General features: G+C 61.5%; 10 protein-coding genes and 1 pseudogene. 6 read left to right on the top strand and 5 right to left on the bottom strand.

Annotated elements, in window-relative coordinates; genetic code table 11:
- Positions 1-86: 86 nt before the first annotated feature.
- A complete protein-coding gene (locus tag AB4Y82_RS01375; RefSeq protein WP_441611082.1) occupies positions 87-2,558 on the bottom strand; it encodes a TonB-dependent receptor in 2,472 nt (823 codons plus the stop codon).
- Between the two features lie 321 nt (positions 2,559-2,879).
- Between AB4Y82_RS01375 and AB4Y82_RS01370 the strand changes: the two genes are divergently transcribed.
- A complete protein-coding gene (locus AB4Y82_RS01370; protein WP_441604607.1) occupies positions 2,880-3,677 on the top strand; it encodes a TOBE domain-containing protein in 798 nt (265 codons plus the stop codon).
- Positions 3,678-3,770: 93 nt separating this feature from the next.
- Here the strand turns inward: AB4Y82_RS01370 and AB4Y82_RS01365 are convergent, their stop codons facing one another.
- From AB4Y82_RS01365 to AB4Y82_RS01350, 4 genes are all read right to left on the bottom strand, one after another.
- Positions 3,771-4,343, bottom strand: coding sequence for a hypothetical protein (locus AB4Y82_RS01365; RefSeq protein ID WP_441604608.1), 573 nt, complete (start codon positions 4,341-4,343; stop codon positions 3,771-3,773).
- Between the two features lie 181 nt (positions 4,344-4,524).
- On the bottom strand, positions 4,525-5,265 hold the full coding sequence (locus AB4Y82_RS01360) for an SDR family NAD(P)-dependent oxidoreductase (RefSeq protein WP_441604609.1): 741 nt from the start codon (positions 5,263-5,265) through the stop codon (positions 4,525-4,527).
- Between the two features lie 102 nt (positions 5,266-5,367).
- On the bottom strand, positions 5,368-6,114 hold the full coding sequence (locus tag AB4Y82_RS01355) for an SDR family NAD(P)-dependent oxidoreductase (RefSeq protein WP_441604610.1): 747 nt from the start codon (positions 6,112-6,114) through the stop codon (positions 5,368-5,370).
- A gap of 25 nt (positions 6,115-6,139) precedes the next feature.
- The gene (locus tag AB4Y82_RS01350; protein WP_441604611.1) at positions 6,140-6,535 is read right to left on the bottom strand and encodes a DUF427 domain-containing protein; all 396 of its coding nucleotides are present in this window, start codon (positions 6,533-6,535) and stop codon (positions 6,140-6,142) included.
- Positions 6,536-6,737: 202 nt separating this feature from the next.
- Here AB4Y82_RS01350 and AB4Y82_RS01345 point away from each other — a divergent pair, with 202 nt between their 5' ends.
- The 5 genes and pseudogenes from AB4Y82_RS01345 to AB4Y82_RS01325 all read left to right on the top strand — a co-directional run bounded on the left by AB4Y82_RS01345 (position 6,738) and on the right by AB4Y82_RS01325 (position 12,222).
- Positions 6,738-7,637 (top strand): LysR substrate-binding domain-containing protein, encoded by a 900-nt coding sequence (locus AB4Y82_RS01345; RefSeq protein ID WP_441604612.1) that lies wholly within the window; start codon positions 6,738-6,740, stop codon positions 7,635-7,637.
- 409 nt (positions 7,638-8,046) lie between these two features.
- A complete protein-coding gene (locus tag AB4Y82_RS01340) occupies positions 8,047-8,229 on the top strand; it encodes a DUF3606 domain-containing protein (RefSeq protein ID WP_441604613.1) in 183 nt (60 codons plus the stop codon).
- A 44-nt stretch (positions 8,230-8,273) separates the two neighbouring features.
- Positions 8,274-9,263: pseudogene (locus AB4Y82_RS01335) on the top strand (cation diffusion facilitator family transporter).
- Positions 9,264-9,376: 113 nt separating this feature from the next.
- Positions 9,377-11,464: a catalase gene (locus AB4Y82_RS01330; protein ID WP_441604650.1), complete on the top strand. Its 2,088-nt coding sequence runs from the start codon at positions 9,377-9,379 to the stop codon at positions 11,462-11,464.
- Positions 11,465-11,598: 134 nt separating this feature from the next.
- Entirely contained in the window at positions 11,599-12,222 is a 624-nt protein-coding gene (locus AB4Y82_RS01325) for a (2Fe-2S)-binding protein (protein WP_441604614.1), read from the top strand.
- The last annotated feature ends 8 nt before the right edge of the window (positions 12,223-12,230 follow it).

The following is a 12,230-nucleotide window of genomic DNA, read 5'->3' as shown; positions in this document are numbered from 1 at the left end:
CTTTTCGCCGATGCCATCGTGATCGATCGCTGCGCGGGCCGAGTCAACGGTCCGCGCAGCGTTAAAGCTGCCCGGGCGAAAAAAACCTAGAAGTTCGCACGCACCGTCACGCCCACCATCCTCGGATCACTGGGCTGTCCCAGGATCAGGCCGGAATTGCCCGTATGGATGGTGAGTGCCGTGATGTAATTGCTGTCGAACACGTTGCGCGCGAACACGTCTGCTTCCCAATGGTCGTTGAAGCGGTAGCCCACGCTCGCATTGGTGACGTTGTAGCCGGCAATCCTCGTATAGATGGAATTGCTGGTATCGCTGTTGTAGCCGCTGCGCGCACTCGAATCGACATGGAAGAGGAAGGCGCCGGTACGGAACGGCAACACGTAGTCGAAGCCCAGCGAACCCGCCCACTTGGACAAGCCCGCCAACGGCAATCCGGTCAGCACGTAGGCACCCGGCACGTTCGGGTTGCCACGGGGATTGGACGTCTTGTTGGCCAGCGAGGCCGGCGCCTTGAACGGCTGGCAGCCGCCCGTGGCATTGGGGTTCTGCCATTCCAGCGGACAGGGCCCCAGTGGGTAATCGGAGTACTTGCCATCGGCATAGGCTAGCGATGCATGCAGCACGAACCCCTGGAACACCTGTGCCGCGAAGTCCGCTTCGAAGCCTTTGACGGTGACTTCGGGGATATTCGCCGGATACGTGCGCAGTGCTGCCGTCTCGACGCTGGAGGTGATGTTGGCTTGGTAGTTGTCGACAGTCGTGTGATAAGCGGCGAGGTTCAGTGTCGCGCGGCCGTTCCACCACGCCGATTTCAGGCCTGCTTCCCACGTCTTGTTCGTTTCGTCCTTGATCACGGCCGTGGCGAGCGCCGGATTGTTCAAGGCGTCCAGTGGCAGGCCGGACATGTTGAGACCGCCGGATTTGTAACCGCGTGCATAGCTCAAGTAGCTCATCAGCGAGTCGGTGAACTGATAGGCCAGATTCGTACGCCCTGAAACGTTGCCGCCGCTGTCGGAGGCCGAGTAACTCTGCGGCCGGAACAGCGAGAGCTTGGCGTTGTCCTGGATGCTGCCCGGCGTGGTCGGCAGGCCGCCCGACACCGTGGTCGAATAGTCGCCATTCTTGTCTTCGTACGTATAGCGCAGGCCCAGCGTCGCGGTCAGCTTGTCAGTGATGCGGTAGTTGGCCTCGCCAAAGGCGGCATAGCTCTTCATTTCGAAATGCGAGTTGCCGTATTGGCCATAGCCGTCGGCAAGATTGTCCGGCATGCGCGGGAAATTCGTGGTGCTCACCAGCCAGTACGTGGCGGCCGGACCATACACGCTGATCGGCTTGCCATTGATTTCCTGTGTGTAGAAATACAGGCCGCCGACGTAGCTCAAAGGCCCCTCGCCGTTGGAGGCAACGCGAAACTCCTGGCTGTACTGATCCTGCCGCGACGGTATGCGCTGCACTGTCTGGATCGGCAGGCCGATGTAGTCGCGATCGTTGGCGACATCCCATTTCCAGTAGCGCCAGGCCGTGATCGAGGTCAGCGTGACGGCGCCAAGATTCCAATCCGCATTCAGCGACACGCCGCCATCCTGCGTATTGATGTGCAAGGGCGCGTCGATATCGGTGAGCCGATCGTAGACGTTGCGGCTAGGCGGCACATACACCGGAAAGCCATGCGCGGGCAGGTTGAGGGCGAGTCCTTCGAATTGCCGCGCCGCGCTCTTCAGGCTGGTGCCGACGCGCAGATAGTTTTGCGTGCAGCAGTCCGAATCGAGATTGGACACATCGGCAATCAGGCGCACGTTGAGATCGTCGTTGGGCTTGAACAGCAACTGGCCGCGCAGGGCGTAGTTGTCCAGTGAGTTCTCATCCTTGCCGGTGTTGACGTTGTGCAAGACGCCATCGCGCTCGGTGAATTGCGCGGCGAAACGACCGGCGACCGTATCGCTGAGCGGGCCGGAGACATTCGCCTTGGCCTGCAGGAAGCCGTTCTCGCCGACCGAAAGCTCACCGCTGCCCTCCGGCACGAACGTAGGTTCACGGCTGGTGATGTTGATCGCACCGGCCGTGGTGTTCTTGCCGTACAGCGTGCCTTGCGGGCCGCGCAGCACTTCGATGCGTTCGATATCGGTGAAGTCGAACGCGGCCGTCGCCGGGCGGCCGTGATAGACGCCATCCACATAGAAACCCACGCCCGGCTCGATGCCATCGTTGGCCGCACTGACTGACAAGGTGTTCGAGCCCAGCCCGCGTATCGTGTAAGCGGTGTTGCGTGGGTTGGCGGAGTTGTAATAGAGCGAGGGTACGAGCAGGCTCAGTTGCTGGGTGTTGACCGTGTACGAGCGGTCGAGCCATTCACCGCTCACGACGGATACGGCAACCGGAACTTTCTGCAGCTCCTCTTCACGCTGGCGGGCGGTGACGGTGATCTTGTCGAGCGTAGCGGCGTCGTTCTTGTCGGCGGGCGGCGGTGGTGCTGGTGCCGGCGCATCATCGGGCTGGGCGAAGGCGGCCATCGTGGTCGAACACGCCAGCATGGCGGCAAACAGAGGTGCACGACGCATGGGTGTTGAGTCCTTTTGGTCGACACAGCGGTGGACTGGCGCACGTGAGGGCGGGGTAGCCTTGCCCTACCGTTATGTAGGTAACTATATAGCGAAGATCAGGCTTGCATCAGCTTCTTGCGACAAATTTTTGCGTCTGCTGCGCAATTATTTGTCTAGGCAGCTATCGGGGGCGTCGAGGTCGGGGCCTGAGCAGGCGCGACGGTGCGTGGGGCGTGGCCGGTCGATGCCTGCATCCACGGGATGTACGCTAGGACGGTCGCACCCCGGCACCCTCGGCGCGGGGACGCACGTGTCGGGCGTGAAGAAGGAGCAAGCCCCATGCTAGCCATCAAAGGGACACTCGGCCTGGAAGCCGATGGCCGCAACTTCGGCGGGCGCGAACGCATCGCGTTGCTGATGAAGATCGACGAATCAGGCTCCATCGCAGCCGCTGCCCGTGAAGTGGGCATGAGCTACAAGGGCGCGTGGGAGGCTGTTGACGCCATGAACAACCTGGCGGGCGAGCCCCTGGTGCTTCGGGCCGTCGGTGGACGCAGCGGCGGAGGCACCGTGCTGACGGCGCGCGCGCGGCGGCTCATCGACGTCTTTCAGCGCATGGAAGCCGTCCATCAGCAATTCCTCAAGCATTTGTCCCAGATTGCGGACAACCCGCTTTCCGATATCGACCTGGTGAGGCGCTTCACGATGAAGACGAGTGCACGAAATCAATTGGCCGGTACGGTGGCAGCCGTGGAGTCCGGCGTCGTCAACGACGTGATCCAGCTGGACATCCAGGGTGGACAGCAGCTGGTTGCCACCGTGACCCATGAGAGCACCCAGAACCTCGGTCTTGCAGCAGGCAAGAGTGCCTTTGTACTGATCAAGGCATCCTCCGTCATCATCGGCCTGCCGGATAAATCGACGCGCTTGTCCGCACGCAATCAGTTGCAGGGAAAAGTCGCTTCGATCAAGCGCGGCGCGGTGAATGCCGAAGTCGGCATCGAGCTGGATGGCGGCAACGCCCTCGTTTCCATCATCACCATTGCGAGCCTCGATTCGCTTGCCCTGCGCGAAGGGACGCCCGTCGTCGCGATCATCAAGGCATCGAGCCTGATTGTTGGCACCTTCGATAGCTAAGCATCGAGCGCCAAGAAGGATTTCTCGCGGCTGCTGTAAGCGACTGTCGCCTTGCGTGACGGTCTTCGATCTGCGCGCGACGAATGATATCTGTCACTGCAAGCGGACACGGGCAGTCACATCCATGCCCGTCTGCTGCGCACATGACTTCGCCCAAGAGGTTTGTTCGCTGCCGACATCGGCTTTGAGCACCTGGCTATCCGGCAATAAGACAGCAGTTTTGGCGTCCGTGCCGCCGGATGGATTTTGGGTGTGATAGCTGTAACACACGGTGCCATCATCCATGAGCATCGCGCGATCCACGCCGTAGCCATCCGTGTGGAGCTGGGCATCGTGAAGCATGATGCTGCCAAGCATGGCTCGGCGTATTGAATCATGGCGTTTCGCGTCAGCGTCGCTCCGCTCGCGCTTCTCTGCAGAGGGCGCCATGGCGGCATCGGCAGCTTTGCGGTAGTGGTTTGCGGACCAGACTGCAGCGATGACTCCCACAACGAGCAGTGCGCCGACGAGCACCGGAAGCAGGGGGAACGATCCCAAGGACTTCTTTCCGGTGACGGTATCCGCAGGTGTGGATGCCGCTTTCGAAAGGGTCACCCCGCAGGAAGGACAGACGAGCTCACCTTCGCCAACCTCTGCTCCACACTCAGGACAGGTGCTCAGGGCCATGGCGGCGCGTCCGTGTCTAGGTAAGCGTTTATCGCTCCAGCGGTGTCGATTTCGCGTGGACAATGGCTTGCGAAAGGCGGCACGACGCCGTCGTTGGGCGGGGTTTCATTACGCAGCGCGGAGCGGGTCTTTCGATCCGCTCCGCGCCCATGCTGGCTTACAGACGACTTGGCGCGTGCGCTTACGCGTTCGTCCCGCCATCAACAGTCAGATTAGCGCCGGTGATATAGGCGGCCTCCGGGCTAGCAATGAATGCCACCAGCGCGGCGACTTCATCCACCTGGCCGTAGCGATTGAGCGCCGTGGCTGCCTTCTGCGGCACCGCCCATTCGCCTGCGGCGGGATTGAGATCCGTGTCGATCGGGCCGGGCTGCACGTTGTTGACGGTGATGCCGCGACTGCCCACTTCACGGGACAGGCCCTGGGTGAACATCTTCACGGCGCCCTTCGTCGCTGCATACGGCACCAGTCCGGGCGTCAGCACGCGTTCGCCCACGCACGAGCCGATCATGATGATGCGGCCGTTGTCATTCATGTGCTTCAACGCTGCCTGCGTCGTGATGAAGACACCGCGGACGTTGATATCGATCACGCGATCCAATTCTTCCAGCGTGGTTTCTTCAAACGGCTTGGGAATGGCCGTGCCGGCATTGTTCACCAGTACATCGAGCCGGCCGAACGCGGCAACCGCTTTTCCCACCGCGCTCTTCACGGCGTCGGCGTCGGCGGCATCCGCCTGGATGGCCATAGCCTTGCCGCCATTGGCTTCAATGGCTTGAACCACGGCGGTCGCCATGCTGGCGTCCTTCGCGTAGGTGATGGCCACGCTTGCTCCATCGGCGGCCAGGCGCTTGGCGATGCCTGCGCCAATGCCGCGCGAACCACCGGTTACAAGGGCTACTTTCTTGGCTAACTTGGACATGGAATTTCCTCGGGTTTCATGGGGGAGGGGGGGGTTGAGAAGAACGGGATTGCATGTTGCGTAGATGAACTGCGTTGCGCGCAGTCCGGGCGATGACAAAGCTCAGAGCCTGGAGCCACCATCGACGCGCAGGGTCTCGCCGGTCACCCAGCGCGCACCGTCGGTAGCGAGAAACAGCATGGCGTCGGCAATGTCCGCCGGCGTCGCGAGACGCTTGAGTGCCTGCATGGACAGTGCGCGGTCGCGACCTTCCTCGGTCTTGGTGAAGTTGGACATGTCGGTATCGACCACGCCCGGCGCCACCGCGTTGACGCGAATGCCACGTTCGCCCAGCGCTGCGGCAAAGTGCTTCACCAGCGTGTCGACGGCGCCCTTGGTGGCCGCATAGGCAGACAGCGTGCCGGCAACGGCACGCGCCACCAGCGATGAGGTGAAGATGATGCTGCTGCCCTTGCACATGATCGGCAGCAGCTGCTGCACCAAGAAGTAGGGTGCGCGTACGTTCACTGCAAACAGCTGGTCGAACTCATCCACGGTGAGCTCTTCGATCGATGCCGCTTTGGAGATGCCGGCATTGGCCACGAGGATGTCGAGGCGGTGGCCGACTATGTCGCGCACCTGCCTGGCCAATTCATGCGCGCCGTCGGGCTTGCTCAGATCGGCCGCTACCTTCTGCGCGCGGCCGCCCGCGGCGAGGATCTCCTTCACGACGGCATCGGCTTCCTTCTGCGCGTTGCCGTAGTGGACGATGACCTGCGCGCCTTCCTTGGCGAGCGCGAGTGCGGCAGCGCGACCGATGCCGCGGGATGCCCCGGTGACCAGGGCAGTCTTGCCAGTAAGCGTCGACATGGTTGAATCCTGCCAGTGTGGGGCGTTAGAGGATTTCTTCGATCGCATCGACGCGATCCGCATAGAACGCGACGTGGTCCTTGATGGAAGCAACGGCGCGGTAGGGGTTTTCATAAGTCCATACCGAGTTGATGGAGCGCTCGCCGCCGGACGGGATGCTGAAGTAGTTGCACTCGCCCTTGTACGGGCAGTACGTGGTGTGAGCCGAGCGATCGAGCAAGGACATGGCTACGTCCTCTCGCGGGATGTATTGCACGGCCGGATAGCCGGCTTCCTTGAGCGTCAAGGCACGATGAGTATCGGCAACCACGCGTCCAGCGACGGTGACCACGACTCGACGGGCATTGGGGGCGATGTCGATCGGATGGTCGGGTCCGGGCTCTCTGATCGTGCGGGTGGTGGATGGCTGAGGCTGGTTCATGGTCGATCCTCCTGGGCAACACGTGCCGTTGGTTTCGGTGTCTGGGGCGGGCTGCGTTTGGTGCGGGCGGGAAGGCCTTTGAGGCATCGCCGCTGCGCGATGCGTTTTCCGATGGCGCGAAATTTAGGCCTTCATGGCGCTTTTGAATAAGACTTTGTAAGCTCCTCCCCATGCCGAGCAGGCATGGCCAAGTCGAGCCGCCATGGAGCTTCGCCATCTTCGCTATTTCGTGGCCATCGCCGAGACAGGCAGCCTTACCGTGGCCGCCGAGAAAAAGCTCTTTACCTCGCAGCCTTCACTGAGCCGCCAGATCAAGGATCTTGAAGACCAGGTCGGCACGCCCTTGCTCAACCGCAGTGCGCGCGGCGTTACCCTCACCGAGGCCGGCAAGGCATTCCTGGATCACGCACGACTTGCACTCCACCAGGTGGATGCCGCGGTGGAGGCAGCACGGCGTGCTGCGCAACCTGCCAAACAACGTTTCAGCCTTGGGTTTCTGACCGGTCAGGAGATGACGTGGCTGCCTGAAGTCATGCGTGTACTTCGCGCCGAACTGCCCAATATCGAGGTCATCGTGTCGAGCGATTACTCGCCCGATCTCGGCGAAGCAGTGGCCCGCGGGCGACTGGATGTGGCCTTCATGCGAGCCGAGCCGGAGTTGGAGCTGACTTACCGGCGCGTAGCGAAGGAACCTCTGGTGGCCCTGATGCCGAGCGACCATGCGTTGACCGCGCGTGCTTCCGTACGTGCAAAGGATCTCGTCGGCCTGCCGTTCATTGCCATGGCGAGCAAGGCGAAAGTGCTGCGCGCGGTGATCGACCAATACCTCGAAGATGCCGGCATCGAGATCACGCCTGCGCAAGTGGTCGACAACCCCGCGATGGTGATGTCCCTGGTGGCGTCTACCCGCGGCATCGCACTTATTCCGTCCTACGTGGAACCGCTGATGCCCTGGTCGGTGGTCAGTCGACCGTTGGCGGGCAAGGCGCCGACCATCGACCTGGTGGTGGGTTACAGCGAGTCCAATCCATCGCCGATTCTCCAGCTGTTCCTCGCCCATCTGGATGAGTTGAGGGCGAGTGTGGGCAAGGCGGACGTCTAGTTGTCGCGTGTCGTCACCTGGCAGGCTGCTGCGACAAATCCATCGCCTGCGAACGATAGATTGACGCCCTCGATCAGCTCGCGGCCGCGCAAAGACGCCGGCGTTCCGGTCGGCGCCTCGGCATCGCGCTCTGAATCGTCCAAAGGAACGGGGCGCCGAACTGCCCTCGGGGTCCGGATCTGACGTCGTGCGTTGCCGAAACCGTTTGGGCGCCGGGACTTGATGGAAGCGATACACAAAGCGAGCGGACCGCGCAATCAACGTCAGTTCGCTTGGGTGCACGCGGCAACAGGCCCGGCGGCAGCCAACCTGACCCGGCCGTGATTGAAGACCTGCGCTTCACACGGGTGAGTGCTTCGCTTTACAAGCGCTGTGTCATTGCTCGTTGCAAGAACATGGAGGGTGCGCAATGAGCAATGACAAATCCGGAACAGGCATCAGGGACAGGCAGCGCATCAATATTCACGAGGATTATGAACTTCGCGCCTGGGCAAAGGAATTCGGCGTCACCGAACAAGAGATCTGCGACGCCATCGCCAAAGTGGGGGTCATGTCCGAGGACGTGGAGCGCGAACTGAAAAGGAAAGCCTAGGCACCGCTGCCAGGCTGGCAATCCAATCCCTGTAAAGGAGCGATATGGACGGCACCTCGTCCCAGCCGCAAAGTCAGGCCCATCGCTCCAAGGCGGTGGTCTGGGCAGCGTTGGGCGGCAATCTCGCCATTGCGATCTCCAAGGTCATCGCAGCAAGCTTCACCGGGAGCTCCGCGATGTGGAGCGAGGCCGTCCATTCGCTGGTCGATACGGGCAATCAGTGGTTGATGCTGCTGGGCATGCGCCGTTCGTCGAGGCCACCCTCGGAGACACACCCGTTCGGGCATGGCCTGGAGCTGTATTTCTGGTCGTTTGTCGTTGCCATCATGATCTTTGGCCTGGGTGCGGGCGTTTCTATCTACTAGGGCATTGAGAAGATCCTCCATCCGGAGCCCATTCGGAACGTCTGGGTCAACTACGTGGTACTGGGCGTAGGGGTGGTGTTTGAAGGCGCCGTCTGGACATTCGCCTTGCGCGAATTTCGCCGCACGAACAGCAAGCTCGGATGGATTCGAGCCATCCGCTCCAGCAAGGACCCGACCGTATTCACCGTACTGTTCGAAGACACGGCGGCCTTGCTGGGCCTGTTTGTCGCACTGGCAGGCATCTGGGTGTCGGAGCTCACGGGCGAGCCGATCTATGACGCCGTGGCTTCCATCGTCATTGGATTGATCCTGGCTGCCACGGCAACGCTGCTCGCCAACGAGTGCCGGGGCCTGCTCACGGGCGAAGCGGCCAGCGCAGCGGTGCGCAAGCAGATCTGCGCACTCCTGTACCAGAACACTGCCGTTGAGGATGTACACCGCGTACTGACCATGCATTTTGCGCCGGAGGACGTGCTACTCACGGCCAGCATCAAGTTCAGCGATCGCCTTACGGTCCCCCAGCTTGAGCAAGTCATCGCCGAAATCGAGGACCACATCCGAACCCACCATCCCGAGATCAAGCGAATATTTCTCGAGCCACGACGCCGATTGAGCCCCGCAGCCGAGCGCACAAAGGTTCAGCCACAGCGCTCTTCTGGCCCTGAGTAGGAAACACGAGTACGACATGGGTTTCACGTGGACAGGGACACTCTTTTTTTCTCGGTGGACTCGACCGTCACCCATCGTTGGATATCGGAGCTGAGATCATGGCATCGAAGAAATTGTCGCCCAAGCCAGGCAAGAAAACCCCAACCTCCCACCGGCAGGCGGCTAATCGCGGGTCAGGGGATGAATTGCACGAGCAAGCCGGTGGCGATCATCCGGTGCTGACGACGAACCAGGGCCTTCCCGTTTCGGACAACCAGAACTCGTTGCGCGCCACACCGCGGGGACCGACGCTGCTCGAGGACTTCGTTCTTCGTGAAAAGATCACGCATTTTGACCATGAGCGCATTCCAGAGCGCATCGTGCATGCGCGCGGTAGCGCCGCTCATGGTTTCTTTGAACTCACCAAATCGCTGGCGAAGTACACGAGAGCAAAAATACTCACCGAAGTAGGAGTGAAGACGCCCGTGTTCACTCGTTTTTCCACGGTGGCGGGTGGCGCCGGCTCAGTCGACACACCGCGTGATGTACGCGGTTTTGCGGTGAAGTTCTACACCAAGGAAGGAAACTGGGACCTGGTGGGCAACAACATCCCGGTGTTCTTCATCCAGGATGCGATCAAGTTCCCGGACCTTGTTCATGCCGTCAAGATGGAGCCGGATCGCGCCTTCCCACAGGCAGGTTCGGCGCACGACACCTTTTGGGATTTCGTGTCGCTCATGCCCGAAGCCATGCACATGATCATGTGGGCGATGAGCGATCGCACCATTCCGCGCTCCCTGCGCATGATCGAAGGCTTTGGCGTGCATAGCTTCCGCCTGGTGGATGCCAATGGGGCATCGACGTTCGTGAAGTTCCATTGGCGGCCCAAACTGGGCATCCAGTCCACGGTGTGGGACGAGGCGGTGAAACTGCAGGCGGCTGACAACGATTTCCATCGCCGCGATCTGTTCGAAGCGATCGAGGGCGGGAACTACCCGGAGTGGAACCTGGCCGTCCAGTTGTTCACGGAACAAGACGCGTCAAAGTTCCCATTCGACCATCTTGACCCGACGAAGTTGATCCCCGAAGAGATGGTGCCGCTCACCATGATCGGGCGCATGGTGCTGGATCGTTGGCCGGACAATTTCTTTGCGGAGACGGAGCAGGTGGCCTACTGCCCTGCCAACGTTCCGCCCGGTATCGATTTCTCCAACGATCCGCTGCTGCAGGGGCGCCTGTTTTCGTATCTCGATACGCAGCTCTCGCGGCTGGGTTCGCCCAACTTCAACCAGATTCCCGTCAACGCGCCCAAGTGTCCGTTCGCCAATCTGCAGCGCGATGGCCACATGCAAATGCAGGTGCCGAAAGGGCGGGTGAACTACGAGCCGAGTTCGCTGCAGGCCGATTCGCCGCGTGAAACGGTTGACGGTTTTCGCAGCGCCGCTGTGCCGGAAGAAGAGGGCGCCAAAGGCCGTATCCGCGCCGATAGCTTCGCCGATCACTACAGCCAGGCTCGGCTGTTCTTCCGGAGCCAGAGCAAGACGGAGCAGGCGCATATCGCGTCCGCCATCACCTTCGAGTTATCCAAGGTAGGCACGCCGCATGTGCGCGAGGCTATCGTTGGTCATCTTCGTCATGTCGATCCCGACCTGGCCCAGCGCGTGGCCAATGGGCTCGGACTGGCCTCGCTGCCTGCAGCTCCGCCCGCCGCCGTCCAGCCCATCGATATGGCGCCGTCGCCGGCCCTGCAGATCATCGGCAAGATGAAGGACACGCTGGAGGGTCGTGCCGTCGGCATCCTCGTTGATGATGGCTCCGACGCTGCCGCGGTCAAGGCACTGCGGAAAGCAGCCACGGACGCCGGCGCCACCGTGAAACTGGTGGCACCCAAGCTGGGCACGACCCTGAGTGACGGTAAGCGATTGAACGCCGATGCCCAACTCGCGGGTACCCCATCGACCGTGTTTGACGCCGTGGCCCTGATCCTTTCCGAAGAGGCCGGTAAGCGCCTTGCCAAGAATGGATCGGCGGTGGATTTCGCGCGCGATGCGTTTGCTCACCTCAAGGCCATCGCAATGGATGCGGGCGGCCAGCAGGTGCTCAAGGCTGGCAACGTGGGCCGGGACGCCGGCGTGGTCGAGGCAGCCGATATCAAGGCCTTCATCAAGGCTGCCAAGACGCGACAGTGGGATCGCGAGCCCAAGCTGCGCCTGCTTGCGTGATGGAGCGGAAGAGGGCTTTGGAAGCTATGCACATGCGTCCAACGTGACTCGCGCGAGCTGACTTTCGCCCTCCCTGTACATCGCGCTAACTCTTTCTGGTTTGGAATGACGCCATTCCCTTGTGAGGTGTTGGCATGGCTCACCAACAACACTTGCCATTTGCGGGACTGCCCTTCAGCCGCCGCAAATTTTTGCAGATGATCACGGTCGCGGGAGCCACGTCAGGGCTCGCGTCATTCAACTTGATTGCCGCGTCGGTGCCCACACGAGACGCACCGGAAAAAACGGCAGGTTCGGGGCGGGAAACCATCAAGCTGACGGTGAATGGCCAGACGCGAAACGTGTCGGTCGACAGCCGGACGTCGCTGCTGGACGCGCTGCGTGACCATCTTCAGTTGACGGGCACCAAGAAAGGTTGCGATCACGGCCAGTGCGGGGCCTGCACCGTCCACGTCAACGGTCGCCGCGTGCTCTCGTGCCTGAGTCTCGCCGTGATGCACGACGGCGACACCGTAACGACGATCGAAGGCCTGGGTCAGCCCGGCTCGCTGCATCCGATGCAGCAGGCGTTCGTCGATCACGACGGCTATCAATGCGGCTACTGCACCTCTGGACAGATCATGTCGGCAGTCGCCGTGCTGAAAGAGCCATGGGGCAGGGACGATGACAGCCTCCGCGAGGCGATGAGCGGAAACATCTGCCGATGCGGCGCGTACAAAAACATACTCGCAGCGATCAAACAGGTCCAATCTGCCTAGGCGATCCC

The organism is Dyella sp. 2YAF14 (assembly GCF_052114725.1).
Classification (GTDB): Bacteria; Pseudomonadota; Gammaproteobacteria; order Xanthomonadales; family Rhodanobacteraceae; genus Dyella.
Note: the sequence above shows the minus strand (reverse complement) of the source record. Positions and strands in the feature narration are given on the sequence as shown.

Excerpts from the sequence above, each read along its gene's own strand:
- AB4Y82_RS01375 (WP_441611082.1), bottom strand. The coding sequence starts at position 2,558 with ATGCGTCGTGCACCTCTGTTTGCCGCCATGCTGGCGTGTTCGACCACG.
- AB4Y82_RS01370 (WP_441604607.1), top strand. The coding sequence starts at position 2,880 with ATGCTAGCCATCAAAGGGACACTCGGCCTGGAAGCCGATGGCCGCAAC.
- AB4Y82_RS01365 (WP_441604608.1), bottom strand. The coding sequence starts at position 4,343 with ATGGCCCTGAGCACCTGTCCTGAGTGTGGAGCAGAGGTTGGCGAAGGT.
- AB4Y82_RS01360 (WP_441604609.1), bottom strand. The coding sequence starts at position 5,265 with ATGTCCAAGTTAGCCAAGAAAGTAGCCCTTGTAACCGGTGGTTCGCGC.
- AB4Y82_RS01355 (WP_441604610.1), bottom strand. The coding sequence starts at position 6,114 with ATGTCGACGCTTACTGGCAAGACTGCCCTGGTCACCGGGGCATCCCGC.
- AB4Y82_RS01350 (WP_441604611.1), bottom strand. The coding sequence starts at position 6,535 with ATGAACCAGCCTCAGCCATCCACCACCCGCACGATCAGAGAGCCCGGA.
- AB4Y82_RS01345 (WP_441604612.1), top strand. The coding sequence starts at position 6,738 with ATGGAGCTTCGCCATCTTCGCTATTTCGTGGCCATCGCCGAGACAGGC.
- AB4Y82_RS01340 (WP_441604613.1), top strand. The coding sequence starts at position 8,047 with ATGAGCAATGACAAATCCGGAACAGGCATCAGGGACAGGCAGCGCATC.
- AB4Y82_RS01325 (WP_441604614.1), top strand. The coding sequence starts at position 11,599 with ATGGCTCACCAACAACACTTGCCATTTGCGGGACTGCCCTTCAGCCGC.